The organism is Pseudomonas sp. PGPPP1, from assembly GCF_002255865.1.
Lineage (GTDB): Bacteria > Pseudomonadota > Gammaproteobacteria > Pseudomonadales > Pseudomonadaceae > Aquipseudomonas > Aquipseudomonas cremoris.
The window spans coordinates 760100-785070 of record NZ_NKIG01000001.1 but is presented as its reverse complement, the minus strand read 5'-3'; the positions used below and the strand labels follow the sequence as shown (position 1 = coordinate 785070).

Below are 24971 nucleotides of genomic sequence, written 5' to 3'. Positions count from 1 at the left end.
CGGTGAGCCCTGGGGAGGAGGGTATTCACCGCTTGCAGGATTACTCTTTGACGTCCATGAACTCTTCGGCCCACGCCACGTAGCTTTCTGGCAGCGTGTAGGTGTGGGTCAACTCGGTGGCGCTGAGGTTCGACGTACTGTGGGTCAGCTGACGTTGAGCGCGCAGGCTGTCGTAGGTGGCTTTAATGGCGGCAAAGTAAGCGCCATGCCCCGCAACCACGATGCGTACGCCAAGGCTGGCCAGACGCTGGGCGTCATTGAGCTTGGGATTGCCGTAGGTCACCAGCATCAGTGGTACCGTCAGGTTTTCGGCGATCTTTTCCAGGTGGTCGAAGTCACTGACGCCGACCATGCAAATCCCGTCCGCACCGGCTTTTTGATACGCCTGGGTGCGCTCGATGACCGCCTCGGTCGGCAGCACGCCAGCGTTGGTACGGGCAATGATCGACAGTTCCGGGTCTACGCGGGCTTCCAGCGCGGCGCGGACTTTGCCGATGCCTTCCTCGATGGAAATCAGGTCCGTGGATTTGCGCCCGAATTGTGCCGGCAGCAAGGTGTCTTCAATGGTCAATGCGGCCACACCGGCGCGCTCAAGCTCTTCGACGGTGCGCATGACGTTCAGGGCGTTGCCGTAGCCGTGGTCGGCGTCGGCAATAAACGGCAGTTGGGCGACTCGGCCAATGCGGGTGGCCTGCTCAACGAACTCACTCAGCGTGATAAGCGCAAAATCAGGCGCTGCCAGTACCTGTAGCGAGGCCACGGAGCCCCCCAGGATGCCAACCTCAAAACCCAGGTCAGCGGCAATACGTGCAGACATCGGGTCAAATACAGAAGCGGTTTCAACGCACGTCGGCGTTGCAAGCAGTTCACGAAAATTACGGCGCAGGGCTGTGTGAGACTTTTTCGGCATGATCTTTCCTGGTTGGGCCATTGACTGCGTGCGATCAACGCCTATTGGTAGACGTGTGAGACTACCATGTAGGAAAAGGTAGGATTATGACGTTTGAGAATGGGCTATGCCTAAAGCACATACTGTTCCCCCTCAAGCCGGATGCTCAGCCGCTGGCTGTTCAGCCTCCCGATGGTGCGTCTCGCCGATAAACATATACATCGCCGGCACCATAAACAACGTCAGCAGGGTACCAATCGACAACCCCGCAAAGATCACCAACCCCATGTCATGTCGCCCCGCAGCCCCGGCCCCCGAGGCCCACACCAGCGGCACCACGCCGAGTACCATCGCGGCGGTGGTCATCAGGATCGGCCGCAGCCGAACCCCGGCAGCCTCTTCAATCGCCTCACGTTTGCTATGACCTGCGCGCTGCAGTTCGTTGGCAAACTGCACGATCAAAATCCCGTGTTTGGTGATCAACCCCAATAGCGTGACCAGCCCCACTTGGGTGTACACATTGATGGAGGCAAAGCCCATGGTGATGAACGCCAGTGCACCAAAGAGCGCCGGGGGCACCGAGAACAGAATCACCACAGGGTCGCGGAAACTCTCGAACTGGAAGGCCAGCGCCAGGTAGACGATCAGGATCGAGAACAGCAACAGCCCGACGAAACCACCCGACTCCTGCATGAACTGGCGCGACTCGCCCGAGAAGTCCGAGGTGTAGCCCGAGGGCGCAACGTTAGTGAGGATGGTGTTGAGCTTCGCCAACAGCTCACCCTGGGCCACGCCGCTGACACCGGAGATCGTCGCCGAGTTGAGTTGCTGGAAGTGGTTGATCGACTCCGGCTGCGTTGTGGTTTCGATATGCGCTACGGTGCGCGCCTGAATCATGGTGCCGGAGGGCGTACGGATGTAGTAATCGAGTATCTGGTCCGGGTTCAGGCGGTCAACCTGCAACACCTGGGGTATGACCTTGTACGAACGCCCGGCGGTGGAGAAGTAGTTCACGTAGTTGCCCCCCAATGCCGCAGACAGCGCAGCACCGACGTCGGCCTGGGTCATGCCCAGCGCGGCGATTTTTTCGCGGTCGACCACGAGGCGGGCCTGTGGTTTGTCGAGTTTCAGGTCGTTGTCGGCAAACCAGAACAGCTGTTGCTTCTGCGCCTCGGCCATCACCGCTTGGGCGACTTCATTGAGGTTTTCCACCGAGTCGGTGGTGGTGATCACAAACTGCACCGGCAACCCCTGCGCCCCCGGCAGCGACGGCAGAGGGAAGGCCGCGACGGTTGCGCCCGGCACCTGGTTCCATTTTTGCTGCAGGTCCAGGATCAGTTGGGCCTGGGAGCGGGTTCGGTCGCCCCACGACTTGAGCAGCACGCCGCCCAGGCCTTGGTTGAGAGCGGGCAGGCCGGTGAGCTGAAACATTTGCGCGTATTCCGGCTCCTTGTTGGCGATCTGGAACGCCTGGTCGGCAATGCGCTCCATCTGTTGCGGCGAAGCGGTGGGCGGGCCTTTGATCTGCATGAACACCAGCCCCTGGTCCTCGGTCGGCGACAGTTCGCTCTTGGCCGTCATCCCGCTGGCGGCGACCAGCAGGAACAGCACAAAACCAAAGGTCACCAGCACCGGCCAGATATTCAAACCGCCCGACAACACTCGGTGGTAACGCCCGCGCAGCCAGTCAAAGTACTGATCGAGCTTGCGCGCAAAGCGACCTTCTTCCTGACCGCTCTTGAACAGCTTGGAGGTCATCATCGGTGAAAGCGTCAGCGCCACCACCGCAGACACGGTCACCGCACCCGCCAGCGAGAAGCAAAACTCCTTGAACAATGCCCCCGTAAGCCCGCTGCGCAAGCCGATGGGCACATAAGCGGCAATCAGCACGACGGTCATCGCCAGGATCGGCCCACCCAACTCCCGCGCCGCCACCAGCGAGGCCTCCAGTACGCCTTTGCCTTCTTCCTTGATATGCCGGTCAACGTTTTCCACCACGATAATCGCATCATCCACCACCAAACCAATCGCCAACACCAGCGCCAGCAGGGTCAGCAGGTTGATGGAATAGCCCAGCAGGTACATCACAAAGAAGGTCCCCACCAGCGACAGCGGGATCGCCACCAACGGCACGATCACCGCCCGGAACGAGCCGAGGAACAGGTAGATCACTACCGACACGATGATCATGGCCTCGACCAGGGTCTTCACCACCTCGTAGATCGAGGTGTTGATGAACTCCGTGGAGTCGTAGACGATCTCGCCGCGCACGCCGCTGGGCAGTTGGGATTGCAGCTCGGGAAACACTTCGCGAACGCTGTCGGCGACGGTCAGGATATTCGCACTGGGTGCCGCCTTGATCCCGATGAACACCGAGCGTTTGCCGGAAAACGCCACGCTGCTGTCGTAGCTTTCGGCGCCTAGAGTGACGGTGGCCACATCCTCCAGGTACACCAGGGCATCGCCTTTTTGCTTGATCACCAGGCGCTTGAACTCGTCCACCGTGTGCAAGTCGGTGCCGGCGGTAAGGTCCACGGTGACCGTTTGCCCTCGGGTAGAACCAACGGCAGACAAGTAGTTGTTGTTGGCCAGCGCGGTGGACACATCCTGCGCCGACACGTTGTGCGCCGCCAGCTTGTCCGGGTCCAGCCAGGCGCGCAGGGCGAACTGGCGCCCGCCGAGGATTTCTGCGGTTTGTACGCCCTGGATCGAGTCCAGCTTGGGCTTGACCACGCGCACCAGGTAATCGGTGATGTTGTTGGTGGGCAGCGTGTCGCTGTAGAAACCCAGGTACATGGCGTCGGTGGTTTGCCCGACCGCCACCGTCAACACCGGCTCCTGGGCCTGTGCGGGCAGTTGGTTCTTGACCGAATTGACCTGGGTGTTGATCTCGGTGAGGGCTTTGCTGGCTTCGTAATTGAGCCGCAAGGTGGCGGTAATGGTCGACACACCCGTGATGCTCGATGACGACAGGTAGTCGATGCCTTGCGCCTGTGCGATGGCGGACTCAAGCGGTTGGGTGATGAACCCGGCAACCGTGGACGCGTCTGCGCCGTAGTAGGCGGTGGTGATAGTGACTACCGTATTTTCGGTGCGCGGCCATTGGTTGACCGGCAATTCAAAGATCGAGCGCAGCCCCAGGATCAGGATGAACAGCGAGACGACCACGGCCCAGACCGGTCGCTGAATAAAGGTATCGGTAAATTTCATGGGACACCCTTAGTGTTCTTGGGGAGTCGGAGCGGGGTCGTTCAGCGGCGCGGCGCTGTTATCGATCTTCACGGGCGAGCCATTTTTAAGCTTCATCTGGCCACTGGTGATCAACAGGTCGCCTTCCTTCACCCCGGAGACAATCGCCACTTGGTCGCCACGGGTCGGTCCGGTCTTGATGAAAGTTTGCTGCGCCGTCAGGACTTCTTCGCCTTTGTCATTCTTGCTTGAGGTTGCGATGAACACCGTGGTGCCATACGGGTTGTAGGTGACCGACGTTTGCGGAACGGTGAGGTAACGCTGTGTGCCTCCCGAGTTGACTACGGCGCGGGCGAACATGCCGGGCACCAGGCTTTGCTTGGGGTTGGCGACGGTGGCTTCAACGGTGACATTGCGGGTGGTGGCGTCGAATTGGGTGTCGATGGTGCTGATACGACCGCTGAAGGTTTGATTGGAAAGACCGTCGGCCGTCACCGACACCGTTTGCCCGATGGCGATGGATTCAAGCTGGGTTTGGGGCACCGTGAAGTCGATGTAGATGGGGTCGAACGTCTGCAGCGTGGCGATTTTATCGCCAGGGTTGAGGTATTGGCCGGGGTTGACGCCCGTAATCCCGATACGGCCGGCAAACGGCGCGCGGATCGACTTTTTCTCGACCAGTGCGCGTTGTTGTTCAGCGGCGGCGAGCTTGGCTTTCAAGTCGGCGGTGTCGGTGTCGACCTGGGCCTGGGAAATGGCGTTGACCGCCAACTGCGCCTTGTCGCGCTTGAGCACGATCACCGCCAGGTCGGCCGTGGCCTCCAGCGAATGCAACTGGGCGACGTCGGAGTCGGCATTCAACTGCACGAGCAGTGCCTGGGCCGCCACCTCCTGGCCGGGCTTGAAGCCGAGGGTGCGTACGATGCCGCCGACTTCGGTGGTCACGTCCACGCCCCTGACCGCCTTCATCGACCCCACGGCGGTGACGCTGGGCTGCCAGTCCTCGAACGGCACCTTCAAGGCCGTCACCACGGCGGCGGGCAACGGTTGCTTGGACTGGGCGATCAGCGCGGAAATCTGCACGAACTTCACCCCGGCAATAATCCCGACAATCACCAGCACCACCACGACCATGATCAGCATCGGCCGCCACAGGCGGCGCTTGCGGGCACTGGGTGCGGGGGGCAGGGGAGAGGCAGTCGTGACGTCGGCCATGGGGGTTCTCACTGTTTCAAAGATTGGGTTCGGTGCGCGCCGCATTGCTGGCCGGCATGATCTCCTGCCACGTGGGCAGGCCGAAGCGATCGGGTTTGCCCTTGGTCGCCGGATCGACGTCCGTGCGGTTCCACCAGCCGCCACCCAATGCCTGGAACAGCGCAGTGGTGTCGCTGTAACGCGCGGCTTGCGCCTTGACGCGTGAGAGCACGGTGTTTTGATAGCTTTGCTGGGCGTTCAGCAGGTTGATGTACGCCACAGCGCCGAGCTTGAACTGGGCTTGGACCAGGTCGAGGTTGGCTTGCGCAGAGCGTTCAGCCACCACTTGTTGATTGAGGGCATCGGCATCGGCTTCCAGCGCACGGAGCGAGTTGGCCACATCCTGGAACGCGGTGATCACAGTGCCGCGATAACGCGCCGCCGACTCGTCATAGGCCGCCACAGCCGCACGTTTACGGTGTTCGAGCGCGCCGGCATCGAATATCGGTTGGGCTATCGCGCCGGCCAGGCTCCAAACACCGGTGCCCGCAGAAAACAGTTTTGTCCCGCTCGCCGCTGTAGAGCCCAACGACCCGGTAATGCTGAACTGCGGCAGCTGATTGGCAACGGCCACGCCGATATTGGCGCTGGCCTGGTGCAGTTGAGCCTGTGCAGAACGCACATCAGGCCGTTGGCCGACGATGGCGGAGGGCAGGCTGACCGGTAATTCCTCGGGCAAGTGCAGGGAGGCCAGGTTGAACGCTTCGCCACGGTCCTGGTTTGGAAACCGGCCCAGATACGCCATTAACTGATTACGCGTTTGTGCCAATTGCTTTTGCAGGGGCGGCAATGTCGCACGGGTTTGTGCCAGGGCCGTCTGCTGTGTAAGCACGTCGCTGTCACCGATAGCGCCCAGGCGTCGCTGGGCTTGCAGAACGTCAAGCTGATCGCTCTGCAGGCGGATGATGGTCTCGGTGGCGGCGACCTGATCGCGCACAGACGCCAGGCTGATGGCGGTATTGACCACATTGGCGGTCAAGGTGAGGTATGTCGCCTCCAGCTGAAAACGTTCGTACTCGGCTTGCGCGGTGGTGGACTCGATTTGTCGACGGGTGCCGCCAAACACATCCGGGGCGTACGAGACATTCAGCGAGGCAGAACTGACCGTCAGGATCGGCGACTCCGGCAAGCCCGCCGTCACCCCCGAAACTTTCTCGCGGGTCTTTGAGGCGTTGGCGTTGACCGAGGGGAACAGCGACGCCTGGTCGGCGTACACCAACTCGTTGGCCTGACGCAGTGCGGCCTGGGCGGCACTGACATCCGGGTTGGCGCGCAGCGCTTCCTCGACCAACGCGTTGAGCGTGGGGGAGCGGAACAGTGCCCACCATTGGCCGGGGATATCCATGCCGGCGATCAAACGTTGTGCGGCGCCGCCCGCGTCGATATCTGCCTGAGCGGTGGCGGTGAGTTTTTCACGCGAGTAGTCGGCATTCGCCGGCACCTCTGGACGCTTGAAATCCGGCCCGACCGTGCAGCCGGCCAAGGAAATGCACAGCAGGCTCAAGGGCGCCAGAAGGTGGGTTCGTCGGGAAATATCGCGCAGGTACGCCACTTGTTGCGGTCCTGATGCACGCTGCCGAAGCTGCTCTTTCATGGTTACTCTGATTAATCAGTTGGTTAACTGTTTTTTGTCGAGCAAAGGGTGCCGGTGAATCAGGTTTATCCGCATGAAATGGGCTAGCGACAGCCGGATTTGAATCAGTGTAGGTGGTGCATGGCGCTACGCAATGTGGTGAAACGACCGACCGCCCAATAAATGCATTTGGCGCATTATTATCGAATTACGTTATGCGTTATTAGTATTTTACATGCGGTGGCCGTGACTTCATTGTATGCACCCCATGAATACTGCCGAGACCGTGCGCGCGGATCGACTTGAACTGTCTACGAAGGCATCTGGAGACACACGTGCGTTACCTTTCAAAACTGGCGACCGGTATCGCCGCCACCTTGCTGTGCCTGACTGCGCACGCGCAAACGCTGGTGGTGGGCGACCAGAGCTACAACGCCCAGGCCGTGATGGAAGCGGCCGGCGTGCTGGATGACCTGCCTTATACCCTTGAATGGAAGCAATTTACGGCGGGCTCACCGGTGGCCGAAGCGCTCAACGCCAACAGCCTGGATATCGGCTTGCTCGGCGATGCGCCGGTGCTGTTCCTGGGCGCATTGGGTGCGCCGATCAAGGTCGTCGCCGTCACCCGGCAAAATCTCGATGGCGTGGCCATCCTGGTGAAAAAGGACTCGTCGATCCACAGCCTGGCGGATCTGGCGGGCAAACGCGCGGCGATCTGGAAAGGCTCCTGGAGCCAGCAGTTGTTGCTCACCGCCCTGGACAAAGCCGGCGTGCCACGCGACTCGCTGGAACTGCGCTACCTCAGCGCGCTGGACGCTTCCCACGCACTGGAAGGCGGCTCGGTTGACGTCATTGCGACTTGGGAACCCTATGTCACGCAGCAGGAGCGCCAAGGTGCGCGGGTGCTTGCAACGGCTGAGGGGTTGATCCCGGCCCAGAGCTACATTGCGGCAAACGCCAAGGCCGTTGACGCCAAGCGCGCGCAGATCAGTGATTTTCTCCAGCGTTTGAAAAAGGCCCGTGAATGGACCCGTCTCAGCCCGGCCAATACCGACGCATATGCCGATGCCTGGGCCAAACGCACGCGTGCGGATGCTGACATTGCGCGCGCCTGGTTTGCCCGCGCACGGACGACGGTCGAACCCGTGACGGCTGAGTCACCGGTTGACGCGCAAAAGACCGTGGACTTTTTCGCCGCCGAAGGCCTGGTGAAGTCGTACTCGGCTGCCAGCCTGTTCGATGACTCATTCGCGGCATCGCTGCAACCTAGCGTGGCCCAAAAACAGCCCTGAACACTTCAAGGAATCCCTCAGATATGCGCAAAAGACAGCTGAAACTCGGGGCCTTGACCATGGGGTGTGGCGGCCCGGGCCGCCATAACCTGTGGCTTGACCCGCAATTGCCGGCCGACGCCAGCGTCAACGTCGACTGGTACATCGACATTGCCCGCCAGGCCGAGGCGGCGCTGTTCGACTTGATGTTCATCGTCGACAGCCAGTTCATCACGCCGGGGTCGCCATCCCACTACCTCAACCGGCTGGAACCGCTGACGCTCTTATCCGCGCTGGCCGTGAGCACACGGCATTTAGGCCTGGTTGGCACGCTGACAACGTCTTACAACTCACCGTATAACGTGGCGCGGCGGTTGGCCTCCCTCGACCTGATCAGCAAAGGCCGTGCGGGCTGGAATGTCGTCACCAGTGGCGATGCCGGCACGGCGGGCAATTACAGCCGCGACGAACACTACGATTACGACACGCGTTACGGCCGTGCAGCGGAGCATGTCCAGGTGGTTCAGGGGCTGTGGAACTCCTACGAAGACGATGCCTTCGTACGCGACAGAAGCACCGGCCAGTTTTTCGACCCCGGCAAACTGCACAGCCTGAATCACAAGGGCGAGCATTTTTCCGTCGTGGGCCCGTTGAACATCCAACGCTCACCCCAAGGCCAGCCGGTGATCTTCCAGGCTGGCGACTCGGAGCAAGGTCGCGACCTTGGCGCCGCCACGGCGGATGTGATCTTCACTCATGCAGCGAGTATCGAGCAGGGCCAGGCGTTTTACCGGGATATAAAGGGCAGGGCAGAGCAGCATGGTCGCGACCCGGAACAGTTACTGGTCATGCCCGGTGCCGAGATCTACGTGGGCGACACCGACGCGCATGCACGGGAAATCGAGCAGCACTATCACCAGGCCGATCACAGCTTTGAACTGGCATTGAAGGAATTTGGGCGCAATTTCGGCTGGCATGATTTCAGCCAGTACGAGCTGGATGCACCGTTTCCACAGGAGAGCTTGGAAGCAGCGCGTAGCAGCTTTTTTACCGCGGCCAAGCGCATCGCCGATCAGGCACGGGAGAAGGGCTTCACACTGCGTCAGGCCGTTGAGTACGGTCGGCAACTGCGACCGGGCGCGTTCGTTGGGACGGCGGATACGGTCGCTCAGAAAATCACGGAGTGGTTCGAAGCCCGGGCCGTGGATGGGTTCAACATCTATATAGGCCACCCGGAGCAGTTCACGCGGTTTACGAAGGAGGTCATACCGTTGCTGCAAGCGCGTGGTGTGTATCGCACGCAGTATGAAGGGACGACGTTGCGGGAGAGTTTGGGGTTGGAGATTCCGAGGTTTGGGCAAACCGGGTAGGCGTCAAGCCGGTCATGAAGCGGCTGGGCCACTGGTAACCAGCCGCGCATTAATTACCCGCTTGCTCGATGAGCCAGTCGATCAGCGCCTGCAACCTTTTAGGCATTGTCTCGTGAGCAGGATGAACCAGATAGTAGCCATAGTTGAACGCCTCGCTGAATCCACCGAAGGGCAGCACCAGTTCACCGTCCTCAATTCGCTTGCGAACCAATTGCTCCCGGCCAATCGCCACGCCGGCGTGATTGATGGCGGCCAGGGTACTCAGGTCCGAACGGTCAAACGTCATGAAGCGGCTGGGAAGTTCAGCAGGCCCGCTAACTGCGTCAAGCCATAGACGCCATTCCGCGTCGAAGGAAATGTTGTCCCACGCTGCGACATCATGCAGCACCGTGCAGTGCGACAGGCGCTCCGGATGCCCCATCAAGCCATGCGCCTGGGCGTATTGCGGGCTGCACACGGGCGCAATTCGCTCCGGCATCAGCCGGATGCTTTCGAGCCCTGGGTGTTCACCGTTCGAATAACACAGCACCAGGTCAATACGCCGGGTTCGATAGTCGATAGGTTCATTACCAACCCGAACATCCAGCTGGATCCCGGGATAGCGCGTCGTGAAATCCGACAGTCTGGGAACCAACCAACACTGCGCGACCGAAGGCCTGGCATAGAAGCACAGTTGCCCCTCAATTTGAGCATGGGAGCGTTCCTGCACAGCCTCGCAGAGCTTATCCATCGTCTGTTGCATGACCTTGAAAATCCGCTCGCCGTCATCGGTCAGCTCGACCTTTCGGGGCAGTCGGTGAAAAAGCTTGAGCGACAGGTCTTCCTCAAGACGCGCGATCCGATGGCTGACTGCGCTGGCGGTCAGGTACAGCTCTTGCGCCGCACGGGCGAAACTGAGATGACGGGCGGCAACGAGAAAAGTGTGCAGGTTGGACAGATGGGTTCCGTTGAGCTTCGAAGCGTTCGTCAGACCAAGTTCCGGCATTGCATTTCCTCCTTCCAGTCAGCCGCCGTCGATGTGCGGTACGCCGTCGTTACAGTGCAGAATGTTGCAGGGCACGGCCCTTATCAAGGTAAGCCGCGAACTCTGCGGCCGGTACCATGCTTCCGCCGGTTCCCCAAATCAAGTGCGTCGCGTTGCCCAGCGCCTGTTTGCAGACGCCGATGCGCTCCAGATACGCTTCATCCCTCAATACCCGCACAATACCGGGTGCGCCGGCCAAGGCCGAGGGTTCCAGCTTGACCTGTTCAAGCTCATGAGCCAGGTACATCAGGCGATAAAGCGCTTCATCCGTGACGGTGTAGTAGCCATCGATCAGACGTTGCATCGCTTTTCCCACGAAGCCGGAGGGACGGCCAACCGCCAATCCGTCTGCGGCGGTGATGTTGTCGATGCCAAACTCCTGGACACTCACCTCATCGTGCAGGCCGGTGTAGACCCCAAGCAACATGCAGGGAGAATGGGTCGGCTCTGCGAACACGCAGTGCACCGCGTCGCCAAAAGCGAGTTTCAAGCCAAAAGCAACGCCTCCAGGGCCGCCGCCCACTCCGCAGGGCAAATACACGAAGAGCGGATGATCGGCGTCCACTCGCACACCTGCGCCTTCGAACTGCTGCGCCAGCCGCTCGGCGGCAACCGCATAGCCCAGGAATAGATGGGGCGAATTTTCATCGTCAATGAAGTAACAGGCAGGGTCTTTTTCGGCTTGCAGGCGTCCGTTTTCCACCGCGACACTGTAGTCGGACGCGTACTCGATCACCGTCACGCCACTGGCTCGCAGCTTGTCCTTTTTCCATTGGCGGGCATCCGACGACATATGGACGGTAGCCTGAAAGCCCAGTTTGGCACTCATGATGCCGATGGATAGCCCAAGATTACCTGTGGAACCGACCGCAATCTTGTAGCGGCTAAAAAACGCCAGCGCAGCGTCGCTGGCCAATACCGCGTAGTTGTCCTCCAGTGTGATCAATCCCGCTTGCAGGGCGAGGTCTTCAGCATGCTTGAGCACTTCATGGATGCCTCCTCTGGCCTTGATCGAACCGGAGATCGGCAGGTCGCTGTCTTTTTTAAGCCACAGCGAGCCCATATCAGTCAGGCCGGCGTCACCCAGGAGCATTTGCTGGAATTTCTTGAGGGGTTGAATACCCGACTCGATGATTCCGCCCGTTGCTGCCGTCTCCGGAAACACCTTGGCAATGTAGGGGGCGAAGCGACGCAGGCGGTCGCTGGCAGTTTTGACGTCGTCCTGGCTCAACCCCACATCGCCCAATGCGCAGGACGCCGGTGCGATTGCTGGATTGAACCAGGTGGTTTCCTGAAGTGAAACCAGTGCTTCGATAACGGGGTGGCTTGCATACCAGGCGTCGAGTGTCTTGCCGTGAATCATGGGGATTCCCTTGCGAAAAGTGATGGGTGTAGAGGGGCGGTTCATCACACAAATCTGGAAAGTATCAGGGTAAATACCAGCGCCACGGAGGAGGCGAGGATGGTGGCGCCGGTGAATTTCTTGATGGCCTCGGACAAGGAAATACCCAGGTACTCCTTCACCACCCAGAACGCAGAGTCCGTGACATGCGTCCAGCCAATCGCACCTGCGCCAATGGCAATCACAAGGATCTCTGGGCTGTATTCAGGGTGTTGGCCCAGGATTGGCAGCACCATGCCGGCCGTACTGATCATGGCGACCGTGGCGGAGCCGATAGCGAAATGCATCAATCCAGCGATCAGCCACGCCAAAATGATCGGATTGATGTGCGACTGTCCCAGCACGTCCGCCAGTACCTTGCCAATGCCACTGCCGACCAGCATGTCGTTGAACGCGCCGCCGGCGCCAATTACCAGGAGAATGCCTGCCAATGGTGGGAAGCAACGGTTGGTCAGATCGAGGAGGGCGCTCATGCCCAGTCCGCGTCGCAGGCCAAGGGACCAGTACGCAAAACAAATCGACAGCGCGAGCGCAATCAGCGGGTTACCAATGAACGAGACCCACTCCAGCGCCATCGAGTTTTTCGTTAATAAAGGCGCGGCCAGTGTCTTGCCGACCATCAGGGCCAACGGCAACAGCACCGTTACCATCGCAATACCGAAACTGGGTGCCTTGCTGTCGTCGATGACCACATCGCTACGGGCAGCCAAAAACAGCGCCTGACCCTCGGGTGCCTGCCGAGCGCAGGTCAGTTTTACCCAGATTGGCCCGGCAATTACAGCCGTCGGCAGGCCGACGATAAGCCCGTAGAGAATCACCTTGCCAATGTCGGCATTCAGCATCCCGGTGATGGCCGTGGCAGCCGGATGCGGAGGGAGAACGCAATGAACCACCATCAGCGAAGTGGCCAACGGTACGCCGAGGTACAACACGTTGATCCGGGTTTGGCGGGCGACAACGTAAATCAGCGGAATAAGGAGGACAAATCCAACCTCGAAGAACACCGGAATACCGGCGATGAACCCGACCAGCATCATGGCCCAAGACGCATTTTTTTCACCCAACACGTTCAAGAGCGTCGTCGCAATGCGCTTGGCGCCGCCAGACTCTTCAAGGAGCTTGCCGAGAATACTGCCTAGACCAATGATGCCGGCAAGGAAGCCGAGCGTGCTGCCCATGCCTTTTTCAAATGCCGAGATGATTGCCGTTGGCGCCATGCCTGTCCCAACGCCAACAAGCAGGCTTGCTGCGATGAGCGACAGGAACGGATGGACACGGAATTTACCGATCAGCACGACGATCAAAAGGATCGAAGCGCCCAAGGTCAACAAGGAATACGTAGGGGTCATGTTTGAATCTGCTCCATCGCAGTCGTTTTTGTTAGTTATTTGCGATGGATTAGATTTCAGCGCCGTAGCGGGGACAAACGATGATTCCTCAGGGGGTAGATGATGCTTCGTCACTAATGAGGAGCAGGTTGGTGTTTGGAGGGGATAAAGCATTTACACGATTTAACATAATATACATTATGCGTAATATCGTATTACACATTCACGGCCAGTCCCCAGCAGATTTCAATCTCACTCTCTCACTCAAACCTCAGCCAATGGCGATCTTGGTGATCTTCATCTTTACTCGCTGCATGGACGTCACCCCCCTTGGAGGTTTTGCATGAAGCAACTCTGCGCTGTGCTTTTCTCATTGCTGCTGCTGCCAGGCTGTGATGTCAGCTTCAACAAAACGCCGCCTAAGGTACTGGCGTCCGAGCCCGCGACTGAACAAGAACAGCGTCAGGTATTCAATGCCACGGTCGAGTTTTTGCGCTTGCTGGATTCAGGCCACGTCGATCAGACCTGGGCGGTCTCCAGTCCGTCGCTCAAGGAATCGACTTCCGAGGTGGTCTGGACTCATGGCATCAATGCCATGCGCTTTGGGCTCGGCGCATTTGTGGAGCGTAATTCCGCGCATATCGGGTTTACTACCCAGATGCCTGACGCGCCGGCCGGACGTTATGCAATCGTGGAGTGTATTTCGACCTTTTCTACTGGGCCTGCAACCGAAAAGGTCGTGTTGCGTGAAGACGGTAGCCAATGGCGCGTGGCGGGTTATTCCGTGAATAAACGCATCCTGAGTGTGGGCGGCAGTGACTCGAAAGCGCCCTGACCTACCCGCTTTATATTCAATATAATTATAACTAAACTAAATAGTCATTTAGTTTAGTTATATAATTCGACCAACACAGGGGTCAATCAGCACACGATCGTTAACGATTGGGGTCACGTCAAGCGACTCAGAAGCGCAAGCGCAAGGGCTGGAAATCACCCTGCCCCTACCCTACCCCCCTCACAGACACTCCTCAAAGATCGCAACCGCCCGAACAAAACCTGCCGAGGCGCGTTTGATTTTATAGGGGAAACACGACACCTCGAAACCATGAGCAGGCAGTAGGTCGAGATTGGCGAGTTTTTCCATCTGCCCGTAGCCAATATCGCGCCCAGCCTTGTGCCCTTCCCAGATTAGAGAACTATCCCCTGTAGCAGCAAAGCGCGCACGTGTATGGCTGAACGGCGCGTCCCAACTCCAGGCGTCGGTACCCACCACGCGCACACCGCGCTCCAACAGATACAGTGTGCCCTCACGGCCAATGCCAACGCCCGCATCAAGGTAACCCGGTTGCCCGAACAACGCACCCGCCCGGGTGTTCACCAGCACGATGTCCAACGGTTGCAGCACATATTCAATACGTTTGAGCTCAGTTTCGATCTCAGCAGCGGTCACTACATGCCCGTCAGGTAAGTGCCGAAAATCCAGCTTCACCCCTGGTCGCAAACACCAATCCAGCGGCAGTTCGTCAATGCCATAGGCCGGCTTGCCACCGTCTGTGGTGGACGCATAGTGCCAAGGTGCGTCCATGTGCGTGCCGCTGTGGGTGGTGATGTTCAGGCGTTCGGCTGCCCAGGCTTCCTGGCCAGGCATGTCGTTGATGTTCAAGCCGGGGAACATCGCCAGCAGCTCATCGATACCGGCCTGGTGGTCCATGTAGTCGATCTGCGGCAGTAACGGTGGCGGGTCGGTGTAAGGGTTGTTTTCGAGGGCGACGGACAGGTCTACCAAGCGGCGTTTACGCGTGCTCATGACAGGGCCTCCACTACGCGTTGGTCAATCGCGCCGAACACCGACTGGCCCTCTGCGTCCAGCGCCTCGATGCGAATCCGGTCTCCAAAATTCATGAACCCCGTCAACGGCTTTCCCTGCTCGATCATCTCGATGGCGCGGCGTTCGCTGATGCACGCCGAGCCCACAGTGCGGTCGACATTGGACACGGTGCCCGAGCCAATGATGGTCCCGGCCCGCAGGCGCCGGGTACGGGCGGCGTGGGCGATCAGGTCGGCAAAGCTGAAGCTCATTTCGGCACCGTTGGGCGAACCGAACCATGCCTGGTTCCAACTCACGCTCAACGGCAGGCACACCCGCCCGTCGCGCCAGGCATCGCCGAGCGCATGCGGAGTGACGGCCACCGGCGAAAAACTCGATGAGGGCTTGGCCTGCAAAAAGCCGAAACCGGTGCTGACTTCATGCAGCAGAAACCCGCGCAGGCTTACGTCGTTGACCAGCAACACCAGCCGCACGTATTGCAACGCCTGTTCAGCGGGGCAGCCCATCGGCACCTCGTCGACGATCACCGCGAATTCGCCCTCGAAATCGATGTTGTGGTTCACGTCCGGCAACCGCACATCGTCGCAAGGCCCGAGAAAGTCATCGCTGGCCCCCTGGTACATCAGCGGGGTGCGCTCGTCTTTCATCGGCGCCAGATCGAACGCTTTTTGTAGCAGGTGCGCGTGATTGAGAAATGCTGAACCGTCACACCATTGGTAAGCACGCGGCAGCGGTGCAGCGGTGAAGGTCGGGTCGAAGGCAAACGCCTCGGTCGCCTTGCCCAGATTGAGTGCCTGATACTGCTGGCTCAACACCGGTTCGGCCAGCGCCCAGTTTTCCAGAGCCTGTTGTAAAGTTGCAAAGGGCTGCGCGATCACGGCCTGGCGCAAGTCCCGGGCGACCACCACCAACTGGCCGTCGCGCTGACCATTTTTTAACGTAGCGAGTTTCATCAAAGCCTCCTTCTAAAGGGAAAACAGCGGTCGCGTCAATGCAGCACTAAATCGTCGGCGACCTGAATCGGGTCCAGCAGGCGCTTGCCCGCAATGGCCGGGGCAATCAGCGACACCAGCGCTGCCAGCAACAGCCCCCAGCCCACCAGCGCCACTGCGCCGACACGGCCGTCCGCCACGCCGGACAGCGCCATCACCAACAAAGGGCTGGCAAACTGACCGCCGAAAAACCCCGCGTTGAACAGGCCGGTGCCCTTGCCACGGTGCTCGATGCTCAAGGTCGACAGCGCCCAACTCAGCACCGTGGGTAACGCCAGGCCACCGCCTAATCCGTTGACCATCACCGCGAGGATGACCGTGCGGTAGTCCGCCGCATTGGCCAGCATCAGGATGCCGGCGCCGGAGATCAGAAACCCCAGTGCCAGCAGCAACCCCGGCCCGAATCGACTCAGACGGCGAAACAGCAGCGCACCGAGAAACACTGCCGAATGGCCCAGCCCAATCGCCATGCCAATGCGCTGCGGCGAGTCGATGCCGATGTGTTCCAGCAGGAAACCGGTTTGTACCGGTACGATAAAAAAGCCCAGCGCGACGAGAATCGTCATGGCACAAATCACCGACAACGAACGCAGCGGAAACTCGCGGAGCTGTTGCGCTTGAACCACCGCACTGGCGCGGCGCAGAGGCTCGCTCAACGCCAGATGCATCAGCGGCGCAAACACCAGGCCGACGATGTAAAGCGCAAACGGCACGCGCCAGCCGTGCTCGCCGATTAGCCCGCCGAGCATGAAAAATGCGGTGGCCGAGAGCGACGTGACGATGGTCTGCCATGAGAGCAATTGCACGCGCTCGCGTCCGTCGTAGTAGTCACCGATCAGCGCCGTGCAGCAGGTCATGATTGCCGCCTCTGCAAGCCCCAATCCGGCTCGGCTAAGCAGGATCACGTTGAGGTCATCCAGCAGCAACGGCAGCGGCCCGCAGATGCCATACAACAGCATCGCCAAAACCAGCAGGCGCTTGCGTCCAATGCGGTCGGAGAGCCAGCCGGCGAAGGGCGAAAACAGCGCGATCATCAGCGCCGGCAATGTCAGCACGATGGGCACCATCACGCCGACATTGGCCGTACCAGCGAAGTGTTCGGCGATACGCGGCAACACCGGCGCGATCAACACGCCACCCAGCACCGGCAAGCAACTACCAAGCAACAACAATGCGCCCGAACCGCGCCGACGCGGCACGGGTACGGCTTGCGTGAACTGACTCATGAGGCTTTTCCTGTTGTTGTTATCGTGTGTTTAAAAGAGTCAACCGCTGCCGGCGCGGGCAGCAGGAAGTGCGCCAGGGCCGGCAGCAGCACCAACGCGCCGACCATGTTAAGCACAAACATGAACGCCAGCAGAATGCCCATGTCGGCCTGGAACTTGATCGGCGAAAACGCCCAGGTGGCGACGCCGACTGCCAGGGTCACGCCGGTCAACATCACTACTTTTCCGGTAAACAGCAGCGCTTGGTAATACGCCTGGGACAGGCTGTCCCCGGCCTTGCGTCGCGCCAGCAAAATGCTCATCACATACAGCGCGTAATCCACGCCGATGCCCACGCCCAATGCAATCACTGGCAGGGTCGCGACCTTGACGCCGATGCCCAGCCACACCATCAGCACTTCGCACAAAATCGAAGTGAGCATCAGGGGAAGAATCACGCAGACCACCGCCGCCACCGAACGGAAAGTCAGCAGGCACAGCACGATCACCGCGCCGTACACCCAATAGAGCATGTCGTGGTTGGCCTGCTTGACCACGATGTTGGTCGCGGCCTCGATTCCGGCATTGCCCGCGGCCAGCAAAAACTTCACATCCTGCGTGTCGTTGGCCTGGGAGAACGCTTGCACTTCGTCCACCAGACGCGTGAGCGTCACTGCTTTGTGGTCACGCAGGTAGGTGTAGAGCGTGAGGGTGTTGCAGCTCTGGTTGAACAGCTCGCGCGGCGCCCGCCCCGTGATCGAATTGAGCAGCGCCTGGTTCTGCGTCAGGTCGTACCACTTCGGGTTGCCTTCGCTCATGCCCACCAGCAGGCTACGGTTAAGGCTGGCCAGCGAAGCAGTGGCCTCCACGCCCGGCAGTTGACGCAGGCGCCACTCCAGCGCATCCACGCGCATCAGGGTGGTGTAGTCGGAACAAGCACTCTCGGGCGTGCGCACGATCACCGCGAATACATCGCTGCTGGCGCCGTAGTGCGCCACCATAAACCCGTTGTCGCGGTTGTAGCGTGAGTCGGCACGCAACTCGGGCGCGCCGGCGTCGAGGTCGCCGACTTGCAGTTGTTGGCTGATCCACCAGCCACCACCGCCGAGTAATGCGCTGACGATCAGCGTGACCGTCGCCCAACGGCGCTGCGTGAAGCGATCCAGAAATGCCCACAGCGCATGCTTTTGCCCGTGCAGGGCGGCCTCTTCACTGCGCAGGCTGCGGGTTGCGGCGCGGACGCTGACCCCGCAATAGCTGAGCAGAATCGGTAGCAGGATGAGGTTAGTAAACACCAGTACCGCGACGCCGATGCTAGCGATCAACGCCAGGTCTTGAATGACCTTGATATCGATCAGCATCAGCACGCCGAAGCCCACCGCATCGCACAACAACGCGGTGAGGCCGGCGAGGAACAAGCGTCGAAAGGTAAAACGCGCCGCCACTTGGCGGTGCATGCCACGCCCGATGTCTTGCATGATGCCGTTCATTTTCTGCGCGCCGTGGCTCATACCAATGGCCAACACCAGAAACGGCACCAGCACCGAATACGGGTCAAGCTCAAACCCGAGTAACGCCACCAAGCCCAGTTGCCACACCACGGCTACCAGCGAACAGGCCATTACCAGCAAAGTGCTGCGCAGGCAGCGGGTGAACATGTAGAGCATGAACGTGGCGATCACGATCGCTGCAGCAAAAAACAGCAGCACCTGGCGCAAGCCCTCGATCAGGTCGCCTACCACTTTGACGAAACCGGTGATGTGCAGGGTCAGGCCCTGGGCCTGGAACTCACTGCGCAGTTGTTCCAGTTGTTGCGACAAGGCGCTGTAGTCCAGCGGCTTGCCGGTGTGCGTGTCGATGTCCATCAAGGGCACAAAGATCAGGCTGGAGTGGCCGTCGAGGGCGATCGTCTGGCCGATCTCACCCGAGCGCGCGGCGTTCAGGCGTACGGTTTCCAGGCTGCCGGGCGAGCCGTCGTAGTCGTCGGGGATCACTCGGCCGCCCTCCACGCCCTCTTCGGTCACGGCCATCCAGCGCATGTTGGGGGTCCACAGCGACTTCATGAAAGGCCGGTCGACACCCGGTAACAGGAACACTTTGTCGTTAAGGCGCGCCAGCAACTCCAGGTAGTGCTTGTCGTAGATAGAACCGCCCGGCGCTTCGACGGCGATGCGCACGGCGTTGCCTAGGCCGGTGAGTTCCTGTTGGTTGGCCAGGTAGTTGGCGATATAGGGATGCGCGGTGGGGATCATTTTTTCGAAGCTGGCGTTGAGCCCCAGGCGCGTGCTCGCGGCGCCCAGGCCGAGGGTCAGCAACAGGCACAGCCACAGCACCAGCCTGCGATGGTTGAACAGCGCGCGCTCGACCAGCGAACCGGAACGACGATCGAATGCCTTGAGATTCTGTAGCGCGGGATTACTCAGATCGGTCATTGCGCTTTCACCTGTTCCACGCGCTGGATGCCCCTAGCGCCTACCGTGATCCATTGGCCGTCTGCCGTCTGGGTAAAGGACGCCACGGCGCTCGACTGCCCTTGCTCACGCAAAGCAGCGCCCGGCGTGCTGAGCAGCAAATGGCCGCTCTGGTCGGCGAGCATCACGTCTGCGCCGCCCAGCGACCGCGCGGCCATGACACTGCTGTTGAACGGATTGCTCACGGTTTGCCAGTGCCCGCCTTGATCGTTGCTGCGCCAAACGTTGCCCTTCAAGCCGGCGACTAAAACGTCGCCGCCCGGCGCCAGGTCGACGGCAAAAAAACTGCCGTCATAGGGGGCGCTCAAGCGAGTGAAACTTGCGCCGCCGTCCGCCGATGTCCACAGGCCGCCCTGCTCGCCAGCGATGTAGATGCGCGGGCCCTGGGCAGCGATTGCGTACAGGTGATTGCCTGCCGGATTGGGCAGGCGGTCGACCCAGGATTGCCAGGTTGCACCGCCGTCCGTGGTGTGCAGGATCAGGCCGAAAGCGCCCACCACGGTGCCTTCGCGCTTGTTGCTGAAGTTGACCGCCAGCCAGGGTTTGTCGGCACCGTCGGCGACGAACCCTTGGGCGACTTTGAGTTGCTGCTGATTGCCAACGGGCAGGGCATCGAGCACCCGTTGCGCGGCGAGTTTGCCGTCCAGTTGCAACGTCCAGTGCTCACCCCCATCAACGGTGTGCAGCACCGCGCCCGCATGCCCGACTGCCCAGCCTTGCAAGGCCGTCGCAAAGCTCACCGACGTGAAGCTCACGCTGACGGGTACCGAGGCTTGGTGCCAATGTTGGCCGTTGTCGTCCGAGAGCAGAATCAGCCCTCGCTCGCCGACAGCCACCAGGCGGTTGCCGGCGCGGGTGATGTCGATCAGCACCGCTCGCTCCGGCGCGCTGACCTTGAGTGCCGGGCGCAGCAATACATCGCTGACCGGCGATTCATCGGCCTGGGTTGCCAGGCTCACGCCGAGCAGTCCCAGCGCCAGCCAGAAGGGATAACGAGGCATCAACGCACACCATCGGCAGCCAGGCCGTCCGGGCTGAAGTCACTGTCGGGGAACGGGGCGACTACATCGTTGTGCACGCGTTTTTCGGTGACCACGTTGTGGGCCATCCAGGCACCGGTCTGCAGGTCATACTGGCCGTACAAGCCACGCACCAACCCCGGCAATTGCGGCATCAGGTACGGCAGTTGAAAGTAGGTGCGCCACAGTTGGTGGTTAGCGTCCCAGCTGTCGCCAAGTACGGCCATCCAGGTGTCTTCGTCTACGTAGAAGCGACGCTTGGGCATGCTGTGGCGTTTGCCGGCGGCCAGGTTGCCTTCAATCACCCACACGCGGTGCAGTTCCCAGCGCATGTGGTCGGGGTTGAGGAAGCGTTCGCTGAGGATCGCGTCGTCCTTGGCCGGTTGGAGGATCTTGTTGCTGTTGTAGGGAATCAGCATTTCCTGCTTGCCGACGATCTTCCAGTCATAGCGGTCGAGCGGACCGGTGAATACCGAAACCTCGTCGAAGTTGGCCACGCCGGAACTGGTGGGCGTGGGCGTGTCGTAGGACGACACCGGCAGTTTGCGCACACGGCGCTGGCCGGCCAGGTAGACCCAGGATTGCGGGCCGCCGTTGGCGTAGTCCAGCGGTTCACGGCCCAGCAAGGCTTCACCGGCACGTTGCGGCGGGCCTAGGTTGACCAGGCGGGTCATCCAGTACACCCCTTTGTATTCGGGTTTACCGTCCTGGAAGTAATACGGCATCTCGCGCTGCGCCTGTACGGTGGCTGACAGAATGCGCTGGCCGCTGGCGGTGATCACATACACGTTGTAGTCGTTCTTCCAGGCCACGCCGCGCCAGCTCAAGTGATGGTTCCAGATCACTTCGGCGCCGGTGGTCGGGATCGGGAACGGAATGCCGCCGCTGGCGCCTTCCAGGGTGTTGCCTTCATGGGTGAGGTGCGCGCCGGTGGCGTTTTTCAGGGTGTTGTCGTAGACCCATTGCGGTGCAGATGCGGTACGCCGGCTCGGGTATACGTCGATGCGGTAGGTCGGGTATTTGGCGAACAGCGCTTTTTGCCCGTCGCTGAGTTTGTCGGCGTACTGTGCGACGTTTTGCGGGGTGACCGAGTACAGCGGCTTATCACTGGCAAAGTAGTCCGGCAGACGCGGGCCCGGGGTGACGCCAGCCGGTACCTGGGTAAACCCCTTGTCCCATGCGGGAATGCTGCCATCGGCGTTGCCGGCGCGCTCGGCGCCCAGCGGGGTCAGCGTGGACTTGAGTTGCCGGGCCTGGGCGTCGGTTGCAGCCCAGCCTGCAGGCGCGACGGCCACCAACAGACCCGCGAGCATCAACGGTTGGAGTTTCATGAAACGCACCTCTGTTTATTGTTGTTATGCAGCCACGGTCAAAATGATCGCTGGACGGTAAAGGCGATAAAGTCGCGGTCCTTGAGCGGTTGCCCATAGGTGTTGGCGTTGCGGCTATCGAGGAAGTTGTCGCTGCCGCCGATGTAGTGCGTGTAGTTGAGGCCAGCCTTCCAGGTTTGCAGGTACTCAAGCTGCAGGCCGATGCTCACATCGCCGCCTTTGTCGCCCACACCGTTGTTGAATTTGCTGATCACCGACGAGCGCCCTTGCGGGTTGTAGCCCAGACCCAGCGGCACACTCAGGTCGACGCCGGGGTACACCTGGAAGAAGTTGGGGGTGAAGCTCATGCGCAGGCCCCAGGCATCGCGCTCGCTGTTGGGGTCGAGGGCGGCAGCGTTTTTGGTGATGCTGGTGCGCCGGTGCCAGGCCACTTCACCGGCCAGGCTGGCGGAATCCCAAATGCCGTTGCTGTTGAACGAGTAAAGGCTGGATAGCTGGGCATGCAGCGAGTTGCCCACGGCGTACAAGGCATGGCTGTCGTTGTCTCCCAGGCCCGTCGGGTTAGCCTGGGACACGCTCACCAACGGCGTATTGCGCCGTACCGAGATTTCACCGGCAACGTTGGCATCGCCCACCGAGGTGCTGAAGCTGGCGCCAAATGCGCGAATCCCTTCGGCGTACACCAGTTGGTATTCGCCCAGTTGACCGGTCAATGGGTTGGGCCCGCCGGGATTGGCGCGGGTGTAAATCATCGGATCCTTGGCGTGATAGCGGATCGCATAGAGACCAAAATCGGTGTTCCAGTCCTCAGGCGAAAACCGCAGCGACAGACCGTACTGGCCCTTGTCGTCCGCCTTGATGTCTTTGCCGTGAAAGAACGCCAGCGGTTGTTGGTTGGGGCCAATCGGGCCACCCACAATCAAGCGCTCACCGCCCTCGCCCACCACATCCGAGGTGGAAAAATAGCTGCCTACGGCGGGGATGCGGTTCTCTTCCCACGCAAACTGGTAATAGGCCGCCACCGAGACATTCGGCCGCAACTGGACCTGCCCAGAGAATTGATTGACCGGGCGAATCAATTCCTTGAACGGCGTATTCGGTACCGAGGTGGCCTTGATGATATCCACCGGTGCTTGCCCGCCCGCAATGCCGTTGGCCCCGAAGAACAGGCTTTCGCCCCACAACACGGTGTGCCGGCCCAGGCGGAAGCTGGTGGGCAGCTCGCCGAGGTTGCCCTTGCCGAAGACAAATGCATCAAGGATCTCGGCATCGCTGCCATGCAGCTTGCGGGTGTCGTCCGTGAAGTGGTCATAGCTGACTGAGCGCTGGTTGGCAGTCGCCGGCGAATTGTTGTCATTGCTGCCTTCATACACGCTGTCATACCAGCCGGCCGCACTGACGCGGGCACCGACGTTGTTATAGCGCGCATCAAATTCGGACAGGATATTCAGCCGGTTAGAGATCAGGCCCTTGTTGAAGTTACGGTCGCTGTCGTCCTGGTTGACCGTGCTGACGAGCTTGCTGTCTCGGTCTTTGACGCGCCAGGCAGCGTTGTATTTGAGGGTGTTGTCCCAGCGCAGACGCACGTCTGAATCGCCGGTGTCGATTTCAAATGCGCCCGCGTGATGGACGCAGCCCACTGCGGCAATTGCCGCGGCGAGAGTGGCCCACTGGCAAGGCGGCCGGACGCTGCTCATACGTTCCCGTTTCATCAATACCAACCTCTGACTTGTTATTTTTGTCTTGAAAGGTCTTTTGAGAACCGGCGCTCCTGCCGCTTCTGGAATTGATAATAGGGAGGGCCAAACAATCCGAACAATCGATTATCGAGATGCCATCCATCCAAAAAAAGTGATACAACGTGCCATGCTCATCTGGAGGCAAGGCCATGCGTTTTCATCACCTGGATTTGAATTTGCTGGTGGTGCTCGACACGCTGCTCACCGAACAGAACATCACGCGCGCAGCGCAGCGCCTGAACGTCAGCCAGTCGGCGGCCAGCGGCTTGCTGGCGCGGTTGCGCGATTATTTTGATGATGAGTTGCTGGTGCAGGTAGGGCGCAAGATGTTGCCAACGCCACTCGCCCAAGGCCTGGCCGAACCGGTGCGTCGGGTGTTGCTGGACATTCAGTCGACCATCGTCAACAAGCCGGAATTCGACCCGCTGACCTGTAAGCGGCACTTCAAGCTGATTGCCACGGACTTCGTGACCACAGTGATTCTCGGCCCGCTGGCCCAGCGCCTGCAGCAACGCGCGCCTTACATCACGCTGGACATCCAGCACGCCTCGGATCACTACAACCAGATGCTGACCCAGGGCGAAGTGGATTTTGTGATCATGCCCGATCAGTACCTGTCTGACCTGCATGCCAAGGAGCTGTTGTTCGAGGATGATTACCAGTGCGTGATCTGGTCGCAGAACAGCCTGGTGGGCGACGACCTCAGCCTGGAGGAATACCTGAGCCTGGGGCACATTGCGGTCAACTTCGGCAGTGCCCGCGAACCCAGCTTCAGTGAAAAAATCCTTCAGGGTTATGGCCAGGCGCGTCGGGTTGAGTTGACCACCAGTAGCTTCAATACGGTGCCGCATCTGCTGGTGGGTACCCAACGGGTCGCGGTGATCCCGCGAAGCCTAGCGATGTTGTATGGCGATTTTTTGTCATTGCGCGCACTGGCGCCGCCGTTTGAACTGCCGCTACTACGCGAATTCACTCTGTGGAACAAAGTGCTCGACAGCGATCCAGCGCATCGTTGGATGCGCAATATGCTTCAAGAGTTAGCGGCGGAATATACGCTGCGCACGGCCATCCCTTGAAACCGTGTGG

Annotated in this window: 18 protein-coding genes; 4 read left to right on the top strand and 14 right to left on the bottom strand. The window is 60.3% G+C overall.

What is annotated here, in order from left to right; genetic code table 11:
- Nucleotides 1-40: 40 nt before the first annotated feature.
- From CFE47_RS03590 to CFE47_RS03575, 4 genes are all read right to left on the bottom strand, one after another.
- Nucleotides 41-910: an oxaloacetate decarboxylase gene (locus tag CFE47_RS03590; RefSeq protein WP_286835527.1), complete on the bottom strand. Its 870-nt coding sequence runs from the start codon at nucleotides 908-910 to the stop codon at nucleotides 41-43.
- 132 nt (nucleotides 911-1042) lie between these two features.
- Complete coding sequence (locus tag CFE47_RS03585) at nucleotides 1043-4099, bottom strand: efflux RND transporter permease subunit (protein WP_286835526.1); 3057 nt, start codon at nucleotides 4097-4099, stop codon at nucleotides 1043-1045.
- Between the two features lie 9 nt (nucleotides 4100-4108).
- The gene (locus CFE47_RS03580) at nucleotides 4109-5221 is read right to left on the bottom strand and encodes an efflux RND transporter periplasmic adaptor subunit (protein WP_286835694.1); all 1113 of its coding nucleotides are present in this window, start codon (nucleotides 5219-5221) and stop codon (nucleotides 4109-4111) included.
- 88 nt (nucleotides 5222-5309) lie between these two features.
- Nucleotides 5310-6926, bottom strand: a complete 1617-nt coding sequence (locus CFE47_RS03575; RefSeq protein WP_286835525.1) for an efflux transporter outer membrane subunit — start codon at nucleotides 6924-6926, stop codon at nucleotides 5310-5312.
- A 314-nt stretch (nucleotides 6927-7240) separates the two neighbouring features.
- On the opposite strand from CFE47_RS03575, the gene CFE47_RS03570 reads away from it, so the two are divergent.
- A complete protein-coding gene (locus CFE47_RS03570) occupies nucleotides 7241-8197 on the top strand; it encodes an ABC transporter substrate-binding protein (protein ID WP_286835524.1) in 957 nt (318 codons plus the stop codon).
- A 23-nt stretch (nucleotides 8198-8220) separates the two neighbouring features.
- Nucleotides 8221-9546, top strand: coding sequence for an LLM class flavin-dependent oxidoreductase (locus CFE47_RS03565; protein WP_286835523.1), 1326 nt, complete (start codon nucleotides 8221-8223; stop codon nucleotides 9544-9546).
- A 49-nt stretch (nucleotides 9547-9595) separates the two neighbouring features.
- On the opposite strand, the gene dsdC is transcribed toward CFE47_RS03565, so the two are convergent.
- From dsdC to CFE47_RS03550, 3 genes are read right to left on the bottom strand one after another with little or no spacing between them, the layout of a single operon-like run.
- Nucleotides 9596-10531, bottom strand: coding sequence for a DNA-binding transcriptional regulator DsdC (gene dsdC, locus CFE47_RS03560; protein ID WP_286835522.1), 936 nt, complete (start codon nucleotides 10529-10531; stop codon nucleotides 9596-9598).
- A gap of 49 nt (nucleotides 10532-10580) precedes the next feature.
- Nucleotides 10581-11933 (bottom strand): D-serine ammonia-lyase, encoded by a 1353-nt coding sequence (gene dsdA / locus CFE47_RS03555; RefSeq protein ID WP_286835521.1) that lies wholly within the window; start codon nucleotides 11931-11933, stop codon nucleotides 10581-10583.
- A gap of 44 nt (nucleotides 11934-11977) precedes the next feature.
- A complete protein-coding gene (locus CFE47_RS03550) occupies nucleotides 11978-13321 on the bottom strand; it encodes a GntT/GntP/DsdX family permease (RefSeq protein WP_286835520.1) in 1344 nt (447 codons plus the stop codon).
- 322 nt (nucleotides 13322-13643) lie between these two features.
- Here CFE47_RS03550 and CFE47_RS03545 point away from each other — a divergent pair, with 322 nt between their 5' ends.
- Complete coding sequence (locus CFE47_RS03545) at nucleotides 13644-14135, top strand: DUF4019 domain-containing protein (RefSeq protein ID WP_286835519.1); 492 nt, start codon at nucleotides 13644-13646, stop codon at nucleotides 14133-14135.
- A gap of 180 nt (nucleotides 14136-14315) precedes the next feature.
- Here CFE47_RS03545 and CFE47_RS03540 read toward each other — a convergent pair whose 3' ends face one another.
- Genes CFE47_RS03540 through CFE47_RS03510 form a run of 7 tightly spaced genes read right to left on the bottom strand, consistent with a single transcriptional unit; the run spans nucleotide 14316 to nucleotide 23858 of the window.
- Entirely contained in the window at nucleotides 14316-15107 is a 792-nt protein-coding gene (locus CFE47_RS03540) for a cyclase family protein (RefSeq protein ID WP_286835518.1), read from the bottom strand.
- Nucleotides 15104-16081: a fumarylacetoacetate hydrolase family protein gene (locus CFE47_RS03535; protein WP_286835517.1), complete on the bottom strand. Its 978-nt coding sequence runs from the start codon at nucleotides 16079-16081 to the stop codon at nucleotides 15104-15106. Before CFE47_RS03535 ends, CFE47_RS03540 begins: the two co-directional genes overlap by 4 nt.
- 35 nt (nucleotides 16082-16116) lie before the next feature.
- On the bottom strand, nucleotides 16117-17346 hold the full coding sequence (locus CFE47_RS03530; protein WP_286835516.1) for an MFS transporter: 1230 nt from the start codon (nucleotides 17344-17346) through the stop codon (nucleotides 16117-16119).
- Complete coding sequence (locus CFE47_RS03525) at nucleotides 17343-19757, bottom strand: efflux RND transporter permease subunit (RefSeq protein ID WP_286835515.1); 2415 nt, start codon at nucleotides 19755-19757, stop codon at nucleotides 17343-17345. The genes CFE47_RS03530 and CFE47_RS03525 overlap by 4 nt, the downstream gene beginning before the upstream one ends.
- On the bottom strand, nucleotides 19754-20797 hold the full coding sequence (locus CFE47_RS03520; protein ID WP_286835514.1) for a WD40/YVTN/BNR-like repeat-containing protein: 1044 nt from the start codon (nucleotides 20795-20797) through the stop codon (nucleotides 19754-19756). The genes CFE47_RS03525 and CFE47_RS03520 overlap by 4 nt, the downstream gene beginning before the upstream one ends.
- Nucleotides 20797-22146 (bottom strand): DUF1329 domain-containing protein, encoded by a 1350-nt coding sequence (locus CFE47_RS03515; RefSeq protein WP_286835513.1) that lies wholly within the window; start codon nucleotides 22144-22146, stop codon nucleotides 20797-20799. Before CFE47_RS03515 ends, CFE47_RS03520 begins: the two co-directional genes overlap by 1 nt.
- A 38-nt stretch (nucleotides 22147-22184) precedes the next feature.
- Nucleotides 22185-23858, bottom strand: a complete 1674-nt coding sequence (locus CFE47_RS03510) for a DUF1302 domain-containing protein (protein ID WP_286835512.1) — start codon at nucleotides 23856-23858, stop codon at nucleotides 22185-22187.
- A 176-nt stretch (nucleotides 23859-24034) separates the two neighbouring features.
- Between CFE47_RS03510 and CFE47_RS03505 the strand changes: the two genes are divergently transcribed.
- Complete coding sequence (locus CFE47_RS03505) at nucleotides 24035-24961, top strand: LysR family transcriptional regulator (RefSeq protein ID WP_286835511.1); 927 nt, start codon at nucleotides 24035-24037, stop codon at nucleotides 24959-24961.
- The last annotated feature ends 10 nt before the right edge of the window (nucleotides 24962-24971 follow it).